The sequence below is a fragment of the Catenulispora yoronensis genome (genome assembly GCF_039531695.1).
Lineage (GTDB): Bacteria > Actinomycetota > Actinomycetes > Streptomycetales > Catenulisporaceae > Catenulispora > Catenulispora yoronensis.
The window spans coordinates 306329-327561 of record NZ_BAAAQN010000002.1 but is presented as its reverse complement, the minus strand read 5'-3'; the positions used below and the strand labels follow the sequence as shown (position 1 = coordinate 327561).

The following is a 21233-nucleotide window of genomic DNA, read 5'->3' as shown; positions in this document are numbered from 1 at the left end:
GGCGCACACTGGTCGCGTGGGATTCATTCGGGATCGACGACACAACGGCGTGTCCGTCGCCCGGCTCCGGCCGATGGCCGCGGTGCTGGCGACGATGGCCATGGGCACCGCCGCGGGATGCTCGGGAAGCAGCACCCGGGCCGATTCCCGACCCGCCATCTCCACAGTCTCCACAGTCTCCACCGCTTCCAACACGTCCAATGCTTCCAACACTTCCACCGCCTCCACCGCGGGGGTATCAGCGGTCAGACTCGACGGCGCGGTCTACGGACGGCCTGCGGACGGCGGCACTCAAGTCTTCGCCGCAACGGAGAACAACACGGTCTACGCACTCTCACCGACCGACGGATCGGTGAAGTGGAGCAAGCACTTGGCCGCACCGTTCCGGCCGCACGGATGCGGGAACATCGTCCCGCTGGGGATCACCGGGGCCCCGGTCTACGATCCCGATTCCCATCTCGTCTACGTGGTCACGGAGGACCCGGACGCGAAGCACGTCCTGTACGGACTGGCCGCCTCGGACGGCCACGTGGTCTCGCAAGTAGAGGTCGACGCACCGGTCGGCGACCGAGCCTTCTTGCAACAGCGCCCCGCACTCACCTTGTGGCACGGACATGTGTTCGCGGTCTTCGGCGGTCTCGCCGGCGACTGCGGCGACTACACCGGCGCCGTCGCATCCGTCGACACCGCCACAGGATCCGTGCATTGGTTCGAGGCCTCGACCTCCGGACGCGGCGGCATGTGGGCGCCGGGCGCACCCGGGATCGGCGACGACCGCTTGTATTTCTCCATCGGCAACGGCAACGCCGACAAGGCGGGCGAGCCCTTCGACGGCACCGACTCGGTCGTGGCGCTGGACGAGAACGCCCAGCGCGTGGACCTGTTCGCGCCGACGTCCTGGGCCGCCGACAACGCCAACGACGCGGATCTGGGTTCGATGAACCCCGCACTGGCCGCCGGACATGTGATCATCGCGGGGAAATCAGGACAGGGATATCTGCTGGACCCGGAGCACCTCGCGACCACGACCCCGACCACCTTCCCGGCCTGCGCGGCCTTCGGAGCGGCGGCGGTCGACGGGGACGTGGTCTACCTGCCGTGCGCGGACGGCACACGCGCCTTCCGGATCAGCGCCCAGCCGACCGCGCTCTGGCACGCGCCGAAGGCCAACGGACAACCGGTGCTGAGCAACGGACGGATCTGGGTCACCGACTGGGACGACGGCGAGCTGTACGCACTCGACCCGGCCACCGGCGCCACCGACCGCCGCTTCGCAGTCGGCACGCTGCCGCATTTCGCCACCCCGACCGTCGTCGGCGCCAAGCTGTTCCTGGGCACGACGGACGGCGTGGCGATCGTGACTCCCTGAATCAGCGGCGCCCGAGCTGCCGCCGCGCCGCCGCGACCGTCTGCTCCAGCAGCACCGCGATCGTCATCGGCCCGACCCCGCCGGGCACCGGCGTGATCAGGCTCGCCGTCCGCGCGGCGGAGTCGAAGTCCACATCACCGACGTTGCCGGGGTTGTAGCCGGCGTCGATGACGACGGCACCGGGCTTCACGGCGTCACCGGTGAGGAAACGCGGCTTGCCGACAGCGGCGACCAGGACATCGGCCTGGCGCGTCAACGACGCCAGGTCGGCCGTCTTCGAGTGGCAGTACGTCACCGTCGCGTCCCGCGCCAGCAGCAGCATCCCGACCGGCTTGCCGAGGATCGGGCTGCGGCCGACGACCACCGCGTGCTTGCCCGCGAGCTCGACGGAGTACGCCTCCAGCAGGCGCATGATCCCGCCCGGCGTGGCGGAGGCGAATCCGGGTTCGCCGAAAGCCATCGCGGCGAAGGAGTGCATGGTGACGCCGTCGACGTCCTTCTCCGGCGCGATGGCCTCGAACGCGGCGCGCTCATCGATGTGCGCCGGGACCGGGTGCTGGAGCAGGATTCCGTGGACCCGCGAGTCCTCGGACAGCTCGGTCAGGACCGCGACGAGTTCGGCGGTGGTCGCCGACTCCGGCAACTCCACATGCCGGGAGTCGATGCCGGCCTTCGCGCTGCGGCTCTGCTTCATCCGCACGTAGGTCACGGAAGCGGGGTCGGCGCCGACCAGCACAGTGGCCAGACACGGCGTGACGCCGGTGACGGCCTTCAGCGCCGCGGCGTCCGCGGTCGCCTGCTCGACGATGCGGCGAGCGACCGCGGTGCCGTCCATCAGCACGGCGGAGGTGGTCTCGGTCATGGGCGTGCCTCCTGGGCGTCGTCACTACGAATCGCCCAGGCGCACGGCAGAAGACCAGAGGGTCGGGCCGCTCCCCGGTGGTGACCCACCTCAGCGCCAGTCACGGCCTGACGCAGAGCTTACCCGCGGCCCGCCCCACCCCGCCGAGCCGTAAATCAGGACTCACGCATCCGGAGCGATCTTCGCCATCACATTGATGATGCGGTCCATCGCGTCGCCGCCCTGGGGGTCGGTCAAGTTCGCGAGCATCTTCAGCGTGAAGCGCATCAGCATCGGGTGCGACAGGCCGCGCTGGGTGGCCAGGCTCATCACCTTCGGGTTGCCGATCAACTTCACGAACAGGCGGCCCATCGTGTAGTAACCGCCGTAGGTGTCCTTCAGCGCGCGCGGGTACGCCGACAGCGCCCGCTCCCGCTCAAGGCCCACCGGACGCGCCAGCGCCTGCGCGATCACGTCCGCCGCCAGCTCCCCGGACTCCATCGCGTACGCGATGCCCTCGCCGTTGAACGGGTTCACCATGCCGCCGGCGTCGCCGACCAGCAGCACGCCGCGGGTGTAGTGCGGCTGCCGGTTGAAGCCCATCGGCAGCGCCGCGCCGCGGATCGGCTCGGTGCGGTTCTCGTCGTTGAAGCCCCACTCCTCCGGCGTGTTCTTCAGCCACGCGCGCAGCAGATCCGGGTACTTCACGTTGCGGAACGACTTGGTGGTGTTCAGGATGCCCAGGCCCACGTTGGAGGTGCCGTCGCCCATGCCGAACACCCAGCCGTAGCCGGGCAGCAGCCGCTCGCCGTCCCACAGCTCAAGCCACGACTCCAGGTAGTCGTCATTGGTGCGCGGGGACTTGTAGTACGTGCGGTAGGCCACGCCCATCGGGCGGTCGTCGCGCTTGTGCAGGCCCAGCGCGATCGACAGCCGGGTGGAGTTGCCGTCGGCGGCGACGATCAGCGGGGCGTGGTACGAAGTCTCGCGCTTCCCGCCGTCGGCGTCGGTGATGCGCGCGGTCACACCGATCACCCGGTTGCTGCGCGGGTCCACGACCGGACCGGTGACGTTGGTGTTCTCCCGCAGCCGGGCCCCGGCCTTCTCGGCCTGCCGGGCCAGGATCTGGTCGAAGTCGGCGCGCGGGCGCACCAGGCCGTAGTTCGGGTACGCGGCCAGGTCCGGCCAGTTCATCTCCAGCCGCATGCCGCCGCCGATGATCCGCAGGCCCTTGTTGTGCAGCCAGCCGGCCTCCTCGGAGGTGTCCACGCCCATCCGCACCAGCTGCTTCACGGCGCGCGGCGTCAGGCCGTCGCCGCACACCTTCTCGCGCGGGAACTGGGACTTCTCCAGGAGCAGCACGTCCAGGCCGGCGGTCGCCAGGTGGTACGCGGTCGCCGAGCCCGAGGGCCCGGCGCCGACCACAATGACGTCGGCGACGTTCTCCGAAGGCACGGTCGCGTTGCCGGCCGGGGCGGGGGAAACAGATTCGGCGGTCACGAGGCCGATTCTAGGCCCCCGACATGCAAGCTATGGCGCTTGCCCACCCTCACTGGGAGCGGGCTTCAATCTCGCGGTGTTGTCCTGCGCCGGATGGTCCTTGCCGGCCGGCCCGGCGGCGAACGCCAGCAGCAGGTTCGCGGTCACCCGCTGCGCGAAGGCGTGCGCCGGCCCGTCCATCTTGTCGGTGCACCCGCCGTCGACCAGCGCGCAGTTCCAGCGCATCGTGCCGGTGGCGAACACGCCGGCGCCGGAGGGCACGGTGTAGTAGGCCGCGTCGGCATAGGACTTGGTCTTGCGGCAGGTGATCGGCGAGTGCGAGATGGCCTGGATCGGGTGCGGGGTGCCGCTGTCGGAGACCACGCGGTCGTACTCGACGCCCACCAGCCCCTTGAACGCCTGGCCCGCCTTGGCCCCGGTGCCGGCCAGCAGCCAGGACGACGGGTCGTAGACGACGAAGTCCGCGTTGGCCGGATTGCACTCGTAGAGCACGCCGGTCAGCACGTTCTCCGGCCGCGGCTGCGGCGGATAGCGCCAGTCCTGCGTGGCCTCCGCCGGATTGGTCACGTGCATCGGGTCCTCGGCCGCGTCCTTGTAGTCGACCTGGACGCGGTCCTTGCCCAGCGGCGAGTCCTCGAACCGGATGTGCCGGAAGACGGCATTCGCTCCGAGGAAGGCCACGTTGGTCCCGGCGTCGCGCGCCTTGGTGACGGTGTCCCGCATCTGCGACGACCAGTACTCGTCATGCCCCAACGTGACGATGGCCCGGGCGCCCTGGAACAGGCCGGGGTCCTCGTGCAGGTCCAGGTCGGTGGCGTAGGCGAGCTGGAGGTTGTGCTCCGCGGCCACCTTCTCGGCGAAGACGATCGAGGACTGCTCGTAGGTCTGGAAGCGGTCGGCGCCCGTGGTGTCGTAGGGCCGGTCGAAGGACACGATGCGGGCCCGGTGCGCGTAGTCGTTCTTGGGGCCGCCGCTGTAGAGGTCGAAGCCGCCGTAGGAGTTGTAGGCCTGCCAGGTGGTGACCGCGTTGATCAGCACCACCTTGCCCGCGGTGGATGTCGACTTGACGGTGATCGGCACGAACCGCGAGCCCTTGGCGAGCGCCTTGCCGGGAATCCCCACCGGGTCCAGGCGGATCAGGTAGGAACCCTCCGGCCAGCCGCCGGTCGGCACCGTCAGCGACGGCTGCCAGGCGGTGCTGACGGTGTTCACCTGCGCCTTGACCGTCGCCGCGGGCTGGATCCGGCCGGGCGTCGCCGCGGACTTCCAGACCTGGCGGCCCTGCGCGCCGTTGTAGTACCCGATGCGGAACGCGGTGGCGGTGAACTGCTGCGCGATGGTGTTCACGTACAGCTTGAACGGCTGCCCGGAGGTGACGGCGACCTGGTCGGCGAAGCCCTCGATGCCGTGGTCGTCGCCGCTGTCGATGCCGGCCTTCCAGGCCGGCGCGCCCGGCTGCGCGTTCTCCGCCTTGACGTCGAGGGCGCCGGCCGGCGCCGCCGGGGCGACCGCCGGACCGCCGGACGTCCCCGCGGCGGCCCCACCGGGACTGCTAGTACTCGGACCCGACTTCTTCGAGCCGCCCCCCGAACACGCCGCCGCCGATGCCACCAGGAGCACCACGGCGGCGAGTGCTGCCGCCCGGCCTATTCGAGCCTTCACAGGCTCAATCTTCCTTGATCCCACGATGCAATGCGACGATTCCGCCAGTCAGGTTACGGAACGCGACGCGGCGCCATCCGGCCTTGCCGATGATCGCGGCGAGTTCGCGCTGGTCCGGCCAGGCCCGGATGGACTCGGCGAGGTACACGTAGGCGTCCGGGTTCGAACTCACCTTCGTCGCGACCGCCGGCAGCGCCTTCATCAGGTACTCGATGTAGACGGTGCGCAGCGGCGCCACCGCGGGCCGGGAGAACTCGCAGACCACCAGCCGCCCGCCGGGCTTGGTGACCCGCAGCATCTCGCGCAGCGCCGAGTCCGTGTCCTGCACGTTGCGCAGGCCGAAGGAGATGGTGACGGCGTCGAAGACGCCGTCCCGGAACGGCAGCCGGGTGGCGTCGCCGGCCGCGAACGTCAGCTGCGGCAGGCGGCGCTTGCCGACCTGGAGCATCCCGAGCGAGAAGTCGCAGGACACGGTCTGGGCCCCGGCGTTGTGGAACGGCTGGGTGCTGGTCCCGGTGCCGGCCGCGAGGTCCAGGACGCGCTGCCCGGGCCGGGCGGCGACGGCGTCGCGCACGGCGCGGCGCCACAGGCGGGTCTGGCCGAGCGCCAGGACGTCGTTGGTCAGGTCGTAGCGTTCGGCCACGCCGTCGAACATGGCGGCGACTTCGTGGGGCTGCTTGTCCAGCGATGCTCGGCTCACGCGGCCGATTCTCTCACCCGGGCCGGCGGCCTCAGACCTTGCGGTGCACGATCGTCCCGTCCAGCACGGTGATCACGCAGCGGCCGTGATCGATCAGCTGCCGGTACGGGTCGGCGTCGGCCGGGTCCGGCACCGCGAACACGGCGAAGTCGGCGCGCACGCCGGGCTCCAGCCGTCCGACCCGCTCCGGGCCCTCGGTCAGGCCCAGCGCGGCGGCGCCGCCCAGGGTCGCGGCCTCCACGATCCGGTGGTCCAGGTCGTCGGCGGTGTAGCCCTGCTCGCGGGCCACGACGCGCAGCGCGCGGGCCTCGTCCAGCAGGTCCAGCGACGGCGAGGAGGCGGCGGAGTCGGTGCCGATCCCGATCGGCGAGCCCTCCGCCAGGTAGGCGGCCACCGGCGGCTCTCCGGCCTCCAGGATCCGGTTCGAGCGCACGCACAGCGCGACCGCGGTGCCGCGCTCGCGCAGCAGCGCGCGGTCGGAGGCGCTGACGTGGATGCCGTGCGCGATGTGGCAGTCGGCGCCCAGCGCGCCGCGCGCGTCGGCCCACTCCACCGGGGTCAGGCCGGTGCCGCGGTCCAGGACGTCGGAGAAGTCCAGCCCGAACTGCTTGGCGTTCTGGGCGAACGGCCCGGTGCCGGTCAGGACGTACTCGGACTCCTGCGCGGTCTCGGCGATGTGCGGGTGCAGCCGCTTGCCGCGCTCGTGCGCGATGGCGACGCAGTCCTCGTACACGCCGGTGCTGATGGTGAACGGCGTGTGCGGGGAGACGCCCCGGACCGGCACGCCGGCGCCGTCGACCGCGGCGAGGAACTCGGAGCGGCGCCCGGCGGCCCAGGAGGCGTCGTCGGCGAAGACCGCCTCGATGTAGGACACGCCGCGGATCCCGCTGCGGGCGATCGCGGAGAGCACGACCGGCTCGGTGACGATGTCCGCGACCGCGGTGGTCCCGGTCTCCAGGTACGCGTGCAGGCCGCGGCGCGTGGACTCCTGCCACATGGCGTCGGTGAAGGTGGCCCGGCGCGCGACCATCTGGTGCAGCCACTCGGGGAACGGCAATCCCGAGGAGGCCAGGTCGCCGAAGTCGAAGTACTGGGTGTGGGCGTGGCTGTTGACCAGCCCGGGGGCCAGGATGCCGGGCCAGTCCCGGACCCGGGCGCCCGGATGCGCGGCGGTCAGGTCGGCGCGGGTGCCGACAGCCGTGACGCGGCCGTTGTCGACGAGGATCGCGCCGTCGCGGATCGGGGCGGAGGTCATCGGGAGGACGAGCGGGGCGGCGTGGAGGGTCAGCACGGTTCGAGGTTATGCCACCGGCTGAAGGGACGGGACGTGCTGCCCGCGTTCGCGGGCAGCAGGTCCCCTTCCGGACCGACGAGCCGGCGTCAGTCCTTCAGACCCGGCAGCACCCGGGTGTGCTCGATGCGCACGGCCTTCAGCTTCGCCGGGTCCAGCCCGAGCAGCCGCAGGATGGTCGGCGCGATCTGCGTGGTCTCCACCGGGGCGCCGTTCACGCCGCGCTCGGCGACGCCCGCGCCGGACACCACGATCGGCACGTTGCGGTCGTCGGCGTCGGCGCCGCCGTGCTCGGCGATCTTGCCCTTGCCGCCGGTGTAGACGACGCCGTGCTGCACGATGCCGAACAGGTCCGGCACGCGCTGGTCGCCGCGCCCGACGTGGAAGTAGTCGCGCGCCTCCTCGCCCGCGTAGACCTTGGACAGGCCGCCGTTGGTGAACGCCTTCGGGTTGCCGCTGATGTCGGTACCGGTGCCGCTGGCGGACAGCAGGTACCGCTTGGCGAAGTCGGCAGCCGCCTGGCTGCGGTCGTTCAGCCACATCATCACGGCGTCGTCGTCGGTGGCCATCGCCACCAGGTCGCCGGCGCCGGGGTGGGCCGCCTTCCAGGCCGCGTTAAGGCCGTCGATGAGCTTGCCGTCGTCGATGCGGGTCAGCGCGGCCGGGTCCTTCGGGGACTGGCCGTGCTTGGCCGACAGCACGATGGCGGTGCTGTCCTGCAGGCCCTTGGCCTTCAGCTCGGCGGTGAACCGGCCGACCTCGCTGTTGACGAAGTCCAGCGATCCGGCCAGCAGCGGCCCCGGGGTCCGGCCGTCGGCGAGGTAGCCGCCGCCCTGGCCCTCGGAGGTGGGCAGCTTCTGCGCGGTGGAGACCGACTGGAAGTTCAGGCCGAACAGGGCCGGCACGCCGACCTTGGTCTTGCCGCTGTGGTCGTAGCCGTCGATCTCGTTGAGGACGGCCTGGACCTTGTAGTCGTCGTACTGGCGGGTGGCCGCGTTGTCCTTGGTCCAGTCCTGCCCGGCCGGCAGCGCCGGGTCCTGGCTGTTGATCTCCGGAGTGAACAGGTCCTCGATGCCGGTGCCGGACGGGCCGTTCAGCAGCTCGTACGCGGCGTGCTTGTCGGACCACGCGGTGCGCAGCCCGGCCTGGCGGGCCACTTCGAAGACGGTGTTCACCTGCAGGTACTGGTGCGGGTAGACCGGCTTGCAGGTCTTGGGGTCGACCGGCAGGGTCTTGGGGTCGATCAGGTTCCGGGCCTGGCCGGTCAGGTTCAGGATCGAGCCCGGCAGGCCGGCCAGGCCCTGGCCGGCGTCGATCGAGTTCTGGTTCAGGTCGTCGCCCTCGGTGTAGGCGACCTCGGTGCCCAGCGGGACGCTGCCGTCGCACTTCGTGGTGCCGGGCGGCAGCAGCGCGTGGTTGTAGGAGTCGTCGTAGTAGACCCCGGTGGTGCCCGGGTTGCCGCCGGTGACCTGGGCGGTCATGCCCGGGAAGGAGTCCGACGGGACCGGGGTGGAGGCGTCGGAGAAGTCGACGCCGCCGCGGACCAGCCGGGCCAGGGCCGAATCCGGGTGCTGCTTCACGTACCAGGCCAGGTCGGACTGGTGCAGGCCGTCGACGGAGACGAGCAGGACGTGCTTGGCGGACGCGTGGTCGCGCCCGTGCGCGGCGGCCTGCGAGGGCGCGGCGGCCAGCACACCGCCGAGCAACGCGGAGACGCCGCCGGCGACGGCGAGCCGAGTGATGGTGCGAGACAAGGTTGGGACCCCCTTGTGACGTGCGACGGCCCGAACGCGGCCCCGATGGCCGCGCGCCGCGTGTCATCGTCGAACCCGAAAATGGCCGACACCCCCACCGATGGCTGAACACCGGGCCAACGACGCGCTCCCCGACGATGTCCGCGGCCCCAAATCGGGGCGGGCACTACGCAATCAGGAGAACCCCTGATGAGCCAGGGCGGCCGCGAGGCGGTCCGGGTGCCGGGTCGGGACCAGCCACAGCGCGCTGATCTCTGTGGTGTGGCCGCGACTGAAGGAGTCCACGTTCAAGTAGTTGCCGAAGTAGCGGCGCGGCGGCGGCGGTTCCCCGGCCACGGCGGCGGTCTCGGCGAGTTCGACGATCAGCACCGCGCGGGCGAACGGCGGCACCAGCACCCCGGCCGGGATGCTGAAGGCGGCCATGCCGCGCGGCACACCCCAATACCGGGTCGGGCTGAAGACCCGGCGGGCCCGCATCATGGCGTCGACCAGCCGCGGACCGGTCTCGATCCGCGCCGCGGCGACCGCGGTCCACGGGATCTGATACACCCCGCGGGCCGCGCCCAGGGCGCCGACGGTGAGGCCCGCGTCGTCGAGCACGATCCCGGTGCGCCGGTTCCGCATCAGCAGACTGATGTAAATCAGGAACGGCGGGGCCAGCGGCACCACCGGGACCAGCACGAACCACGCCGGGGCCGCGACGATCCCGAGCGCCACTGCCGCCGCGACCAGCAGCGCGGGCAGCACGCCGCCGAGCGCGACCAATGGTGCGCTCAGCGCGGAGCGCCGCTCCCGGTACCGCTCGGCTCCGGACAACGGCTCACCAGGAACCGGTGGCGAACACCCGGCCGAGCAGCGTCCGCAGCTCCTCCGCGGTCAGCACGGTGACCTCGTCAGGGGTCTGCGGATCGGTGCGGAACAGCCGGACGTGCGCCGTCGGCCCGGCCCCGAGCACCGAGATCCCGGCCTCGGTCACCGGCCGGCCGTCGTGGTGCTTGAAGCGGCGGATGTCGTAGGGATAGGAGCCGGCCTGGTCCTGCCTGGCCACCATGGCGACCTCGGTCAGGACGTCGACCGCGGCCGCCTCGGACAGCAGGAGGTAACGCGTCATCCAGCCCAGCGGGCCGAGCTTCTTGGCGTTCTTGTAGGGCTGGTCGGCCGGCAGCGCCGTCGGCTGCTCGACCACGATCGCGCGCACCGGCCGTTCCAGATCGCCGACGGCGTAGAACTGGAGGCAGCGCGTCTGCTTGTTGACGACGTCGGTCGCCACGACGAAGGTCGGCCGCTCCCGCGCCGCCTGGATCAGGCCGAGCTCCGGGGACAGGTTCCAGCTCGCGGCGTCCGGGCCCGGCGGCCGGTCGTCCAGCAGCAGGCCGCGCTCCCGCAGGCCGTCCAGCGTCAGGTCCATCGCCTTGGCGCGGTTCTTCGCGCCGAACTCGTTCCAGGCGTTCAGCACCGTCTGCTCGAACAGGGCCTGCGCCGGGCCGCCGAGCACGCAGCGCTCCAGCCCGGACAGCACGGCCAGCTCGACGGTCTCGCCGGCCGCGGCCCGGTCCAGCAGGCCGGCGGCCGCGGCCGCCCGTGCGGACGGCGTCATCAGGTTGTCGGTGTTCATGGCTTTCTCGTCCTCGTGCCGCCGCTAGAACAGACTCGTGACCGCGTGCCAGGCCTTCTTCGCGCCGTGGCCGATGTCCTTCGCCGCTGTGACCGTACCGTGGCCCACCGCGTCGCAAACGTTCGTGAACGGCTTCCAGTGGTGGTACAAGAAGGTCCCGGCCAGGTAGACGCCGGTCCCGATCATCACCACCTCGCCGACCACCGGGATCTCGTCCATCATCATGTTGGCCGCGATCAGGCCGCCGTTGATGCCGGCCGCGCCCCGCTCGGTCCAGCCCAGGACGCCCTTGTCCGGCGGGTCCAGGATGGTCAGCCCGTCGGCCAGGATTCCCAGGCCGCCGAGCCCGTAGCTCAGGCCCTTGATACCGAGGACGCCGCGCGCGGCCACCTGGAGCCAGCCCGGGGCGAAGGCCTGGAAGGCGTCGAGCTCGCCGCCGACCCGCTCGGCGAGGTTGGCCGCCTCGATCAGCGCCTCGGAGGCGGACTTGCCGGCCTTCTGCAGCCCCTCGACGTTCTCGATGGCCTCGTCGACTTCGCCCAGCCACTCGCGCGGCTGGCCGGCGGCCTTCTCCAGCAGGCCGATCCAGTGGTCGGCGGCCACGATGTCCAGCGGCGACAGCACGCCCTCCAGGATCAGCCGGTAGGGCTCGATCTGCTCGAACCAGCTTTTCTTCTCCTCGCCCTCGCCGCCCTCCTCGCCGGCGTCCTTCTTGGCCGCCTCCAGGTAGTGCTCGTTGAGCTCGTGCGCCTCGGTCTGCACCGAGTCGGCGGAGTCCTGGGCGTCCTTGACGTCCATCTCCTTCAGCCGGCCCGGGCCGCTTTTCTCCTGCTGCGCGGACGCCACGTCGGCCTTCGCCGCCTTGGCCTTGGCCTCCAGCGCGTCGGCGTCGTGCTGGAAGCCGGCCAGCTGCCCGGCCCAGCCCCGGGAGGCCTCGGCCATCTTCCCGGCGTCGGTGATGATCGCCTGGAGCGCCGGCACCGCCTTCTCGAAGACCTGGACCTCGGTGGCCTGTTTGGCGTCGCCCTGCCAGGGGCCGAGGTCGATGCCCTTGAGCAGGGCCATGATGGCGTTCAGCTCGGTGATGGCGTCGGCGTGCCGGCGGGCCAGGCCCTGGGTGCCGGCGACGTCCCCGGGCGCCGGGTCCCAGCCCAGGTTCGGCATCGGCCGGGCGTGCGCGCTCACGGCAGCTCCCGGTGCGGGCCGCCGACCGTGGCGAGCTGGTGGTCGGCCGCGTGGAAGGTGGTGCCGACCTCGGTGGTCTTGGCGGCCAGCTCGTTCAGGCTGACCGCGAGCAGCCCGAGCCGGCCGCCCAGCGCCTCCTGCATCTTGTGCAGGGCCTCGATGAGCGGGTCGGCGCCGACGGCGTCGGCGTCCAGTCCGCGCAGGGACTGGCCGAGGGCCTGCATCCGCGTCGCCGCGTTCTTCAGAGTCGTCGCGATGGTGGCCAGCGTCGCGTCGTCGAGCACTAAGGTTCCGGACATGGGTCGCCCCCTGTGCTGCGGGCCGGAGCCCGCGAGACCGTCGTCTGCGCCCGATGAGAACTCGCGACAATCTAGCGGGACCCGCGCGCCATGTACAAGAACCCTTAGATCAACTTCTTGGTGATCTTCAGTTCACCTTGCGCTCCCGGCCGGCCCAGTAGGGCTCGCGCAGCTTGAACTTCTGGAGCTTGCCGGTGGCCGTGCGCGGCAGGCTCTCCCGGAACTCGACGCTGGTCGGCGCCTTGTAGCCGGCGATCAGGCCCTTGCAATGCGTGATCACCTCGGCCTCGGTGGTGGCGCGGGAGGAGTGGTCCTCCTTCAGCACCACGAGGGCCTTGATGGTCTCGCCCCACTTCTCGTCCGGGACGCCGATCACCGCGCACTCCGAGATCGCGGGGTGCTTGTAGAGCGCGTCCTCGACCTCGATGGAGGACACGTTCTCACCGCCGGTGATGATCACGTCCTTCTTGCGGTCGGAGATGGTGAGGTAGCCGTCCTCGCCGATCGTGCCGCCGTCGCCGGTGTGGAACCAGCCCTCGGCCAGCGCACGCTCGGACTCCTCGGGCTGCTGCCAGTAGCCGGCCAGCACGACGTTGGAGCGGACCAGCACCTCGCCCTCGGGGTCGGTGACCATCCGGGTGCCCAGCGACGGCACGCCGGCGCGCATGAGGTTCTGGGCGCGCTCCAGGCTCGACAGCTGGTCCCACTCCGCGCGCGGGCGATTGACGGTGACCAGCGGCGCGGTCTCGGTGAGGCCGTAGATCTGGTTGAACTGCCAGCCCAGCACGTCCTCCACCTGCTGGATCACGGTGCTCGGCGGCGGCGCGCCGGCCACCACCGCCCGCACCCGGTCCCGGCCGGGGATCTCGCCGTCCCACTCCTTGGCGGCGGCCAGGACCATGGCGATCACCGTCGGCGCGCCGTTCAGCAGCGTGACGCCGTGCTCCTCGACCCGGCGCAGGATCTCGGCACCGTCCACCTTGCGCAGCACCACCTGCCCGGCACCGAGGCCGGTGACGACGTAGGGCATGCCCCAGCCGTTGGCGTGGAACATCGGCAGGGTGTGCAGATAGACGTCGCGCTCGCCCACCCCGAGGTGCAGGCCCATCAGCACGGCGTTCAGCCACAGGTTGCGGTGCGTCATCTGCACACCCTTGGGCCGGGCGGTGGTGCCGGAGGTGTAGTTGATGGTGGCGGTGTCGTCCTCGGCGACGGGGTGCCGCACCGGATCATGGTCCCCGTCGAAGAACTCGGCATCACTGTCCGCTCCGATGACGAAGCGATGCCGCGCCGACACACCCTTGAGCGCGTCCTCCAACTCCGGATCGACCAACAGCACCTCGGCCCCACTGTGCTCGACGATGTACGCGACCTCATCAGCCCGCAGCCGGAAATTGACCGGCACCAACACCCGCCCATACCCACTGACCCCGAAGAACGAGGCCAACAACCGCGCCGAGTTGTGCGACACCACCGCCACCCGCGCCCCACCACCGACCCCCAGCCGGTCCAGCGCCGCAGCCTGCGCCCGCGCCCGCCGCGCCAGCTCACCGTAGGTGAGCGTGCCCCACGAGGGCGCGGGCTGATCGGGCTCGTCGACGATCGCGGGGCGGTCGCGGTAGACGAGCTCCGCACGGTCCAAGAAGTCCGAGACTGTGAGGGGAATCTGCATCCCCTCACTGTCTTACTTCTCAGTAGCGATGCCTAGAGGCTGGGTGGGGGATCGTGTGCGTGTCGCTGGAGAGCGGTCGCATAAGCAGGTTCGAGGCGGCGAGACCCGCCTGACGATCAGCGAATCACCGGCGCCCGGCCTTCGAGGTAGTCCTCAAGGCGGAGCCTGATGGACGACACCATAGGAAGCGTTGCCACCTCATCGGGGGTGAACCAGCCGACCTCGGTCGACTCCTCCGAAACAGCCAGAACGCCGCCCGTGACCCGGCAGGCAAGGCAGATCGAGAACTCCTGCCTCACCTCGCCATCGGAGTAGGCGAAGACATGACGGGGATCCGAGACGATCGCCGACGCGGCGGGCACCAGGCTGTTGGCTGTCCACCAGAGATGCGATGTGAGTACAAACGACGGCCTCATCATCGAACTGCCAGACGGACAGGGCGATGTGACGGTCCGAATAGCGCGCCTCGACGTTGGGAAGCCCCTTCAGGTGCTCCAGCTCCCCCATCGTGATGGCGATCCGCGACGAAATGGTGAGCGACACCGCTTCCTCAGCCTCCCGACGACGAGTCACCTCCGATTCGGGATCACCGAGCAGGAACCGTACGCGCGCCCCGCCCTCGGCCTTGACCCGCAAGGCTTCACGAAGAGACGGAACGATCGACCAGAGGAAGTAGCTCGTGTAGCCCGCGAACGTGAGATCCATACGCGCCTTGCCGATGGCGTCGACCCAAACCGTCGACGGCATGGCCGACCGGGTCGGATAGGCGGCCGTGATCTCGCGCTCCGGGCCGTCAGCTCGCCGCTCCCACCACCGCCCCCACCCCTCACCGCACGTCGACGAGCTTCAACTCCGGGTGCGCGGTCCCGCCCTCAATCGCCGTCGAGGCGATGTGGCTCATCACGTGGTCGTCGACCGGGTCCTGGGCCGGGTCTTCGTGCACGGTCAGCAGTTGGTACGTGGTGCTGCGCTGGGCCGGGACTCGGCCGGCGGCGCGGATCAGGTGGATCAGTTCCATGCGGTTGGAGCGGTGCTTGGCGCCGGCGGAGGAGACGACGTTCTCTTCCAGCATCACTGAGCCGAGGTCGTCGGCGCCGTAGTGGAGGGAGAGTTGGCCGGCTTCTTTGCCGACGGTGAGCCAGGAGCCCTGGATGTGGGCGACGTTGTGGAGGTAGAGGCGGGCCACCGCGATCAGGCGGAGGTACTCGAACATCGTGGCCTGGGTGCGGCCCTTCAGGTGGTTGTTCTCCGGCTGGTAGGTGTACGGGATGAAGGCGCGGAAGCCGCCGGTGCGGTCCTGGACGTCGCGGATCATCCGGAGGTGCTCGATCCGTTCGGCGTTGGTCTCGCCGGTGCCCATCAGCATCGTGGAGGTGCTCTCCAGGCCCAGGCCGTGGGCCGTCTCCATGATCTCCAGCCAGCGCTCGCCGGACTCCTTCAGCGGCGCGATGGCGGTGCGCGGGCGGGCCGGCAGGAGTTCGGCGCCGGCGCCGGCGAAGGAGTCCAGGCCGGAGTCCTTCAGGCGGGTGATGGCCTCCTCGATGGAGACGCCGGAGACCTTGGCCATGTGCTGCACCTCGGAGGCGCCGAGGGAGTGGATGACCAGCTGCGGGAAGTCGGCCTTGATGGCGCGGAAGTTCTTCTCGTAGTACTCGACGCCGTAGTCCGGGTGGTGGCCGCCCTGGAACATGATCTGGGTGCCGCCCAGGGCGACCGTCTCGGCGCAGCGGCGCAGGATGTCGTCGAGTTCGCGGGTCCACACCTTGTCCGACTTCGGCGCGGCGTAGAAGGCGCAGAACTTGCACGCGGTGACACAGGCGTTGGTGTAGTTGATGTTCCGCTCGATGATGTACGTGGCGATCTCGCCGTGTTCGCCGTACACGCCGGAGAAGCGCTTGCGGCGCGCGGCGTCGGCGGCGGTGCCCAGGGCGTGCAGCGGCGCGTGCCGGTACAGCTCCAGCGCCTCGTCGTACTCGATACGCCCGCCGTCGGCGGCCCGGTCCAATGCGTCCTGCAGCTCGGCGGCGATCTGCCTGCTCATCGGGGATGCCCTTCGGTCCGGGAGTGGGTCGCGTGCGCCTTCCAGGGTACTTCGCGGATCAGTGGGGGAACTGTCTGGGTACCCGGTGCGCGGCCGCATCGTCGCGGAAGGCCCCGATGACCGTGGAGATCTGCCCGATGGTCTGCGTCCCCTCCAACCGCGGCAGATACAGGTGCCGCGCGGCGAGTCCCTCGACCGTGACCGTGAAATACATCGCCATGAGCGGGTTCACGAAAAGCACACTGTTGTGTGTGCGTTGTGTGAAATGGACATTTCCCGACACGCCGAGCATCGCGGAGGCGATCTGGCCGTGCACGATCGACGGCCGGAGCGGGGTGTGCTCCTGGGCGTGGGCGACGGCGTCCAGGTACAGCGCGCCCTCCCGGCTGGCGCGGGGGATGGAGAAGGCGCCGAGGTAGGCGCCGTCGGCCTCCAGGTCGGCGAGGTTCTCCAGCACCTGCACGTGGTTGACCCCGTGGTAGGCGTCGATGCCGAACCCGACGCTGACCACCAGCCGCACCGGGATCTCGGGCATCCCGGCCACCGCGCCCAGGCTGGCCATGTCCTCCTCGGGGGTGCCCAGCCCGGCCTCGTCGCCCCGCATCAGGATGTCCGTGCCCCCGTCGACGAGCACGATGGCGTCGATCTCCAGGTGCTCGACCAGCGCCCGGTAGGCAGCCCGCAACGGCTCGACCCCGGTCCGCTGGAACGCGTAGACGGTCGACGGCTCCCCCACCGTGTCCAGCCACCGCGCCAGCGTCCGCTCCGGGTTGTACTCCGCGAAGCCGCCGCTGCTCGGCGTGATGGCGGCGACGTCCGGCGCCAGCCAGGAATCGAGGGTGATGCCGGAGCCGACGAAGCTCAGGTTCCCGAGGAACACCTCGGCCCCGCGCCCTCGCAGCGCCAGGGCCAGGGGCAGGCCGCCGTAGATGTCGAATCCGCCGCCGGCTCCGGCCACGAGGATCCGGTGCGAGTCGGCGAGGGCGGCGAACAGCGGCAGGTCGCGCAAGCTGGCGCGGGCGGTCGTCGTCATATCAGAGGACGATAGTGATGCCGGCGCCGATCCGGCGCGCCCGCCGCGACCGCCGCTACGCCTGCTCCGCCCGGAAGATCATGCAGCTCGACGTCGCCGTCGCGTACAGCTTGTCGTTCGCGTCGACGATGCGGGCCTCGGCCAGGGCGGTGCGGCGGCCGATGTGGGTGACGGTGCCTATGCAGCGGACCGGGCCGGTGTCCTTGGTCATGCCGCGCAGGAACTTCACCGAGAGGTCGAGCGAGGTGTAGAAGTCGCCGGCCGGGAGCATCGACATGACCGCGCAGCCGCAGGCGGAGTCCAGGAGGGTGGCGAAGACGCCGCCGTGGACCGAGCCGATCGGGTTGTAGTGCATCTCCCCCGGCGTCATGTGGAAGGTCACCTGGCCTTCGGCGACGTCGGTGAGGCCGTCGATGGCCAGCGTGGAGGAGACCGGGGGGCGCGGGATGCGGCCGGCGGCCATCGCCTGCAGGGCTTCGAGGCCGGACAGGCCGGCGAGCTCGGCGAAGGAGGCCAGCGGATCGTGCCAGGTGTAGGTGCGGGTGCGCCCGTCGACCAGGTCCTCGCCCAGCTCCACGCCCTGCACGCCGTGAACGGTCTCGGTCATGGCCACGCTCCTCCGGTCCCCAGACAAGTTAGTTACCACTAAGTAACCGCAGTCTAGACGATCGGCGCAGACGTTCGAGTTCCGGCTGTCGAATCCTGGTTGTCGAATCCTGGTTGTCGAGTTCCGGCTGTCGAATCCCGGCCGTCAGACCCGGGCGCCCAGCAACGCGATCTCCGGGACCTCCGGCACCCCGATCTGCGGCCCGACCCGCCGCGCGAACTCGCGCACACCCTCCAGCTGCCGCTCCCCGAGGGAGAAGTCCAGCGTGGTGAAGTAGTCCTCCAGCTCGGCGGCCGGGAACTGCTCCCAGCGCTCGACCTGGCGCGCGACCTTGTCGACGTGCTCCAGCGAGATGTCCCGCGAGCGCAGGAAGGCGGCGTGCACCTCGTGCACGATGTCCGGACAGCGCTCCAGGTACTCCCTGCGGACCGCCCAGACCGCGAACACCATCGGCAGCCCGGTCCAGTCCTTCCAGGCCTGGCCCAGGTCCAGCAGGTGGGCGTCCAGGCGCCGGGCGTCGTAGAGCCAGGCCCGCAGCGCCGGGTCGCCGATGATCACGCCGGCGTCGCCCTCGCGGAGCATCAGCTCCAGGTCCGGCGCGCAGGGGAAGTAGTCCGGGCGCACCCCGTACTTCTCGCGCAGGATCAGCTGCGCGAGCTCGACGGTGGTGCGGCTGGTCGAGCCCAGGGCCACCCGGGCCCCGTCGAGCGCCTCGAAGGGCACCTTGCTGACCAGGTTGCAGCTGGTCACCGGGCCGTCGCTGCCGACCGCCACGTCCGGCAGCACCACCAGGTCGTCGGCGTTGCGCAGGTACTCGACCAGGCTGATCGGGCCGATGTCCAGGTCGCCGGCCACCAGCAGGTTGGACAGCACGTCAGGGCTGTGCTTGACGAGCTCCATGTCCAGGATGGCGCCGGAACTGACCAGGCCCCAGTAGATCGGCAGGCAGTTGAGGAACTGGATGTGCCCGACGCGGGGTCGCCGCCGGCACTGGGTGAGGTGCGCTTCGAGCCGTGCGCCGGAGTTGTCGTCCACTCACCCAGGCTACGTCCGGCTGATCAGTCCTCGTCCTCCAGGGCGGCGTTCGCGCGCACCGTGGCGGTGAGCTTCTCGGTACGCCGGGTCACCTGTGCGGACATCGCGTCCCGCTGCCGCGACAGCAGGAAGAACGACGCCACGCCGGAGACCAGCAGCGAGCCCATCATCAGGTACAGCACGCCGTTGCCGGTGACGATGTGCCCGGTCGCGGCGACCCCGCCCCAGAGCACCCCGAGCGAAATGATGAAGATCGCGATGCGCAGCGTGGTGTAGCGCAGGGTGGCGTGCTTGGCGGTGGCCGAGACCACGCGCGCCGCCAGATCGGGCGTGTCGGTCGCCTCGGGCGTGCCGGTCGCGTCCGCGGTGCCGCTCGTGCCCGGCGTGTCGGCCGGGTCCAGCGCGTCGGCCAGGTCCGGCGTGTCGGCCGCGGCGGTCCGGGCGGCCGTCTTGTTGTCGGCAGGCATCCGCCGACTCCTTCCATCGGTATGAGAGACAGCGACGGGCGAGGCTACAGGGTCAGGGCCATGTGGATCTCGTCCCGGTAGTCGTCCGCACCCACCCGCAGCATGCGCGGGACGCGGCCGACCTCGGTGTATCCGCACTTGCCGTAGAACCGCTCCAGACCGAGCCCGCCGCGGCAGGTGAGGTGGAGCAGCTCGACACCGTCGAGGGTACGCGCCACCCGCTCGGCCTCCCGCAGCAGCTCCGTCCCGTAGCCCTGGCCCTGGTGCTTCGGGTCCACGATCACGGTCTTGAGCAGCCGGACGTGGTCCATCAGGCGGAACCGGTGGTCGGTGACGACCAGGAACGCGGCCGGCGCGCCGTCCGGGGACTCCGAACCGACCAGCAGCAGGTCCAGCCCGACGCCGAACTGGCGGAAGGCGGTGGCGTCGACGGTCTCGCGCTCCACCGGGGCGACGAAGCCGACGGCGCCGCCGGCGTTGGTGGCGTCGACCCACAGGTCGACCAGCCGGGCGCGCAGGTCGTCCGGTATCTCGGTGTGGACGCGGAAGGTCAGGGCCATGATGATCAGTGTCGCATTCAGCGTTCGAGCGCGTCGGCCGCGCGCCGGGAGCGCCGCAGCCCGACGACGATGTTCACCGCCGCGACCGCGACGACGATCAGCGCCGCGCCGGCGACCTCAGCCGGGCCCAGCTGCTCGGTCCGGTCCAGCAGCAGCGCGCCGCCGGCGACCGCGAACAGGCCGACGGCCAGGATCCGCAGCTCGGTGGCCAGGCTGAAGGGGCGGGGACGACGGTCTGGGGACTTCACAAGATAGGACTATGCGGCACCGGTCGGCCGATTCCCAAATCACGCTCGCATGACAGACGGCGAACACGCACCCCCCGAAAAGGGGACATGTTCGCCGTCTGTGACAGAGCGATCCCGGAGGGTCACTCCGGGGCGCTTCAGAGCGTTCGCGTCCTCAGAACGTCATCAGCTGCGGCTCCTCGCGCCGCGCCTGCTCCGGACCCTCGTACTCCTTGAGGACCTCATAGCGGGTGTTCCGCTCCACCGGCGTGAACCCGGCGTCGCGGATCAGCTCCAGCAGGTCCTCGCGGGTCATCTTGTCCGGGGTGCCGTAGTTGTCGGCGTCGTGCGTGATCTTGTACTCGACCACCGAGCCGTCCAGGTCGTCGGCGCCGTAGTTGAGCGCCAGCTGCGCGGTGGACAGGCCGTGCATGACCCAGAAGCACTTCACGTGGTCGAAGTTGTCCAGCAGCAGCCGGGAGACGGCGAAGGTCTTCAGCGCCTCCACGCCGGTGGCCATCGGCTGGCCCATCAGCCGGTTGCGGACCTTGCCGTCCTTGCTGTCGTGGAAGTCGTGCTGGAAGCGCAGCGGGATGAACACGGCGAAGCCGCCGGTCTCGTCCTGGAGCTCGCGCAGCCGCAGGACGTGGTCCACCCGGTGCCGGGGCTCCTCGATGTGCCCGTAGAGCATGGTCGCCGGGGTCCGCAGGCCCTTGGCGTGGGCCAGCCGGTGGATCCGCGACCAGTCCTCCCAGTGGGTCTGGTGGTCCACGATCCGCGAGCGGATCTCCTCGTCGAAGATCTCCGCGCCGCCGCCGGTCAGGGACTCCAGGCCGGCCTCGATGAGCTCGTCGAGGATCTCGTCGGCGCCGAGGCCGGAGATGCGCTCGAACCAGTGGATCTCGGTGGCGGTGAAGGCCTTGATCGTGACGCCGGGCAGCACCGCCTTCAGCTCGCTGATCGACTTCGGGTAGTAGCGCCACGGCAGCGTGGGGTGCAGGCCGTTGACGATGTGCAGCTCGGTGATGCCGTCCGGCTCCATCTGCTTGGCCAGCCGCACGGCCTCCTCGATGCGCATCGTGTAGGCGTCCTTCTCCCCCGGCTTGCGCTGGAAGGAGCAGTAGGCGCAGGAGGCCGAACAGACGTTCGTCATGTTCAGGTGCCGGTTGACGTTGAAGAAGACCTTGTCGCCGTTCTTGCGCGTCCGCACCTCGTGGGCGAGCTCGCCCAGCCAGGCCACCTCGTCGGTGCCGTACAGCGCCACCCCGTCGTCGAAGGACAGCCGCGAGCCGGCGAGGACTTTCTCCTCGATCTCCCGCTTCAGCCCGGTATCCATGGCTTCACCTCTTCTGTCGCTGTAGCACCTGCAGAAGCA

The 21233-nt window shown here is 70.5% G+C and carries 21 protein-coding genes and 1 riboswitch; of the genes, 1 reads left to right on the top strand and 20 read right to left on the bottom strand.

Going from position 1 to position 21233, the window contains the following annotated elements; all coding sequences use genetic code 11:
• Positions 1-16 precede the first annotated feature (16 nt).
• Positions 17-1369 carry an outer membrane protein assembly factor BamB family protein gene (locus ABD481_RS02940; RefSeq protein WP_344663901.1) on the top strand — a complete coding sequence of 451 codons (1353 nt, stop codon included), beginning with the start codon at positions 17-19 and terminating at the stop codon, positions 1367-1369.
• Position 1370: 1 nt separating this feature from the next.
• On the opposite strand, the gene ABD481_RS02935 is transcribed toward ABD481_RS02940, so the two are convergent.
• The 20 genes from ABD481_RS02935 to mqnE form a co-directional block, all read right to left on the bottom strand.
• Positions 1371-2231 carry a bifunctional 5,10-methylenetetrahydrofolate dehydrogenase/5,10-methenyltetrahydrofolate cyclohydrolase gene (locus tag ABD481_RS02935; protein ID WP_344663900.1) on the bottom strand — a complete coding sequence of 287 codons (861 nt, stop codon included), beginning with the start codon at positions 2229-2231 and terminating at the stop codon, positions 1371-1373.
• 26 nt (positions 2232-2257) lie between these two features.
• A riboswitch (ZMP/ZTP riboswitch) is annotated at positions 2258-2345 on the bottom strand.
• Positions 2346-2393: 48 nt separating this feature from the next.
• Positions 2394-3710, bottom strand: coding sequence for a geranylgeranyl reductase family protein (locus ABD481_RS02930; RefSeq protein ID WP_425559097.1), 1317 nt, complete (start codon positions 3708-3710; stop codon positions 2394-2396).
• A gap of 30 nt (positions 3711-3740) precedes the next feature.
• Positions 3741-5372: a N,N-dimethylformamidase beta subunit family domain-containing protein gene (locus ABD481_RS02925; RefSeq protein WP_344663899.1), complete on the bottom strand. Its 1632-nt coding sequence runs from the start codon at positions 5370-5372 to the stop codon at positions 3741-3743.
• A 4-nt stretch (positions 5373-5376) separates the two neighbouring features.
• Positions 5377-6072: a demethylmenaquinone methyltransferase gene (locus ABD481_RS02920; RefSeq protein WP_344663898.1), complete on the bottom strand. Its 696-nt coding sequence runs from the start codon at positions 6070-6072 to the stop codon at positions 5377-5379.
• A gap of 31 nt (positions 6073-6103) precedes the next feature.
• On the bottom strand, positions 6104-7363 hold the full coding sequence (locus ABD481_RS02915; RefSeq protein WP_344663897.1) for an amidohydrolase family protein: 1260 nt from the start codon (positions 7361-7363) through the stop codon (positions 6104-6106).
• An 89-nt stretch (positions 7364-7452) separates the two neighbouring features.
• Positions 7453-9117 carry an alkaline phosphatase family protein gene (locus ABD481_RS02910; protein WP_425559096.1) on the bottom strand — a complete coding sequence of 555 codons (1665 nt, stop codon included), beginning with the start codon at positions 9115-9117 and terminating at the stop codon, positions 7453-7455.
• 174 nt (positions 9118-9291) lie between these two features.
• The gene (locus ABD481_RS02905; protein WP_344663896.1) at positions 9292-9933 is read right to left on the bottom strand and encodes a hypothetical protein; all 642 of its coding nucleotides are present in this window, start codon (positions 9931-9933) and stop codon (positions 9292-9294) included.
• Between the two features lie 4 nt (positions 9934-9937).
• Positions 9938-10732, bottom strand: a complete 795-nt coding sequence (locus ABD481_RS02900; RefSeq protein ID WP_344663895.1) for a hypothetical protein — start codon at positions 10730-10732, stop codon at positions 9938-9940.
• A 24-nt stretch (positions 10733-10756) separates the two neighbouring features.
• Positions 10757-11917 (bottom strand): hypothetical protein, encoded by a 1161-nt coding sequence (locus tag ABD481_RS02895; RefSeq protein WP_344663894.1) that lies wholly within the window; start codon positions 11915-11917, stop codon positions 10757-10759.
• Positions 11914-12216, bottom strand: coding sequence for a hypothetical protein (locus ABD481_RS02890; RefSeq protein WP_344663893.1), 303 nt, complete (start codon positions 12214-12216; stop codon positions 11914-11916). The genes ABD481_RS02895 and ABD481_RS02890 overlap by 4 nt, the downstream gene beginning before the upstream one ends.
• 127 nt (positions 12217-12343) lie before the next feature.
• On the bottom strand, positions 12344-13888 hold the full coding sequence (locus tag ABD481_RS02885) for an AMP-binding protein (RefSeq protein WP_344663892.1): 1545 nt from the start codon (positions 13886-13888) through the stop codon (positions 12344-12346).
• Positions 13889-14086: 198 nt separating this feature from the next.
• Positions 14087-14635, bottom strand: a complete 549-nt coding sequence (locus ABD481_RS02880) for a phospholipase D-like domain-containing protein (protein WP_344663891.1) — start codon at positions 14633-14635, stop codon at positions 14087-14089.
• A gap of 79 nt (positions 14636-14714) precedes the next feature.
• Entirely contained in the window at positions 14715-15929 is a 1215-nt protein-coding gene (gene mqnC, locus ABD481_RS02875; protein WP_344663890.1) for a cyclic dehypoxanthinyl futalosine synthase, read from the bottom strand.
• A 58-nt stretch (positions 15930-15987) separates the two neighbouring features.
• Positions 15988-16962, bottom strand: a complete 975-nt coding sequence (locus ABD481_RS02870; protein ID WP_344663889.1) for a DUF1152 domain-containing protein — start codon at positions 16960-16962, stop codon at positions 15988-15990.
• A 55-nt stretch (positions 16963-17017) separates the two neighbouring features.
• Positions 17018-17569, bottom strand: coding sequence for a PaaI family thioesterase (locus ABD481_RS02865; RefSeq protein ID WP_344663888.1), 552 nt, complete (start codon positions 17567-17569; stop codon positions 17018-17020).
• Between the two features lie 144 nt (positions 17570-17713).
• Positions 17714-18604 carry a menaquinone biosynthetic enzyme MqnA/MqnD family protein gene (locus ABD481_RS02860; protein ID WP_344663887.1) on the bottom strand — a complete coding sequence of 297 codons (891 nt, stop codon included), beginning with the start codon at positions 18602-18604 and terminating at the stop codon, positions 17714-17716.
• A gap of 23 nt (positions 18605-18627) precedes the next feature.
• Positions 18628-19071 carry a DUF4229 domain-containing protein gene (locus ABD481_RS02855; protein ID WP_344663886.1) on the bottom strand — a complete coding sequence of 148 codons (444 nt, stop codon included), beginning with the start codon at positions 19069-19071 and terminating at the stop codon, positions 18628-18630.
• Positions 19072-19115: 44 nt separating this feature from the next.
• Positions 19116-19631, bottom strand: a complete 516-nt coding sequence (locus ABD481_RS02850; protein WP_344663885.1) for a GNAT family N-acetyltransferase — start codon at positions 19629-19631, stop codon at positions 19116-19118.
• Positions 19632-19648: 17 nt separating this feature from the next.
• The gene (locus ABD481_RS02845; RefSeq protein WP_344663884.1) at positions 19649-19879 is read right to left on the bottom strand and encodes a hypothetical protein; all 231 of its coding nucleotides are present in this window, start codon (positions 19877-19879) and stop codon (positions 19649-19651) included.
• Between the two features lie 154 nt (positions 19880-20033).
• Entirely contained in the window at positions 20034-21194 is a 1161-nt protein-coding gene (mqnE, locus tag ABD481_RS02840) for an aminofutalosine synthase MqnE (protein ID WP_344663883.1), read from the bottom strand.
• Positions 21195-21233 lie beyond the last annotated feature (39 nt).

Excerpts from the sequence above, each read along its gene's own strand:
- mqnC (WP_344663890.1), bottom strand. The coding sequence starts at position 15,929 with ATGAGCAGGCAGATCGCCGCCGAGCTGCAGGACGCATTGGACCGGGCC.
- ABD481_RS02880 (WP_344663891.1), bottom strand. The coding sequence starts at position 14,635 with ATGCCGTCGACGGTTTGGGTCGACGCCATCGGCAAGGCGCGTATGGAT.
- mqnE (WP_344663883.1), bottom strand. The coding sequence starts at position 21,194 with ATGGATACCGGGCTGAAGCGGGAGATCGAGGAGAAAGTCCTCGCCGGC.
- ABD481_RS02885 (WP_344663892.1), bottom strand. The coding sequence starts at position 13,888 with ATGCAGATTCCCCTCACAGTCTCGGACTTCTTGGACCGTGCGGAGCTC.
- ABD481_RS02935 (WP_344663900.1), bottom strand. The coding sequence starts at position 2,231 with ATGACCGAGACCACCTCCGCCGTGCTGATGGACGGCACCGCGGTCGCT.
- ABD481_RS02850 (WP_344663885.1), bottom strand. The coding sequence starts at position 19,631 with ATGGCCCTGACCTTCCGCGTCCACACCGAGATACCGGACGACCTGCGC.
- ABD481_RS02865 (WP_344663888.1), bottom strand. The coding sequence starts at position 17,569 with ATGACCGAGACCGTTCACGGCGTGCAGGGCGTGGAGCTGGGCGAGGAC.
- ABD481_RS02900 (WP_344663895.1), bottom strand. The coding sequence starts at position 10,732 with ATGAACACCGACAACCTGATGACGCCGTCCGCACGGGCGGCCGCGGCC.
- ABD481_RS02870 (WP_344663889.1), bottom strand. The coding sequence starts at position 16,962 with ATGACGACGACCGCCCGCGCCAGCTTGCGCGACCTGCCGCTGTTCGCC.
- ABD481_RS02890 (WP_344663893.1), bottom strand. The coding sequence starts at position 12,216 with ATGTCCGGAACCTTAGTGCTCGACGACGCGACGCTGGCCACCATCGCG.
- ABD481_RS02855 (WP_344663886.1), bottom strand. The coding sequence starts at position 19,071 with ATGCCTGCCGACAACAAGACGGCCGCCCGGACCGCCGCGGCCGACACG.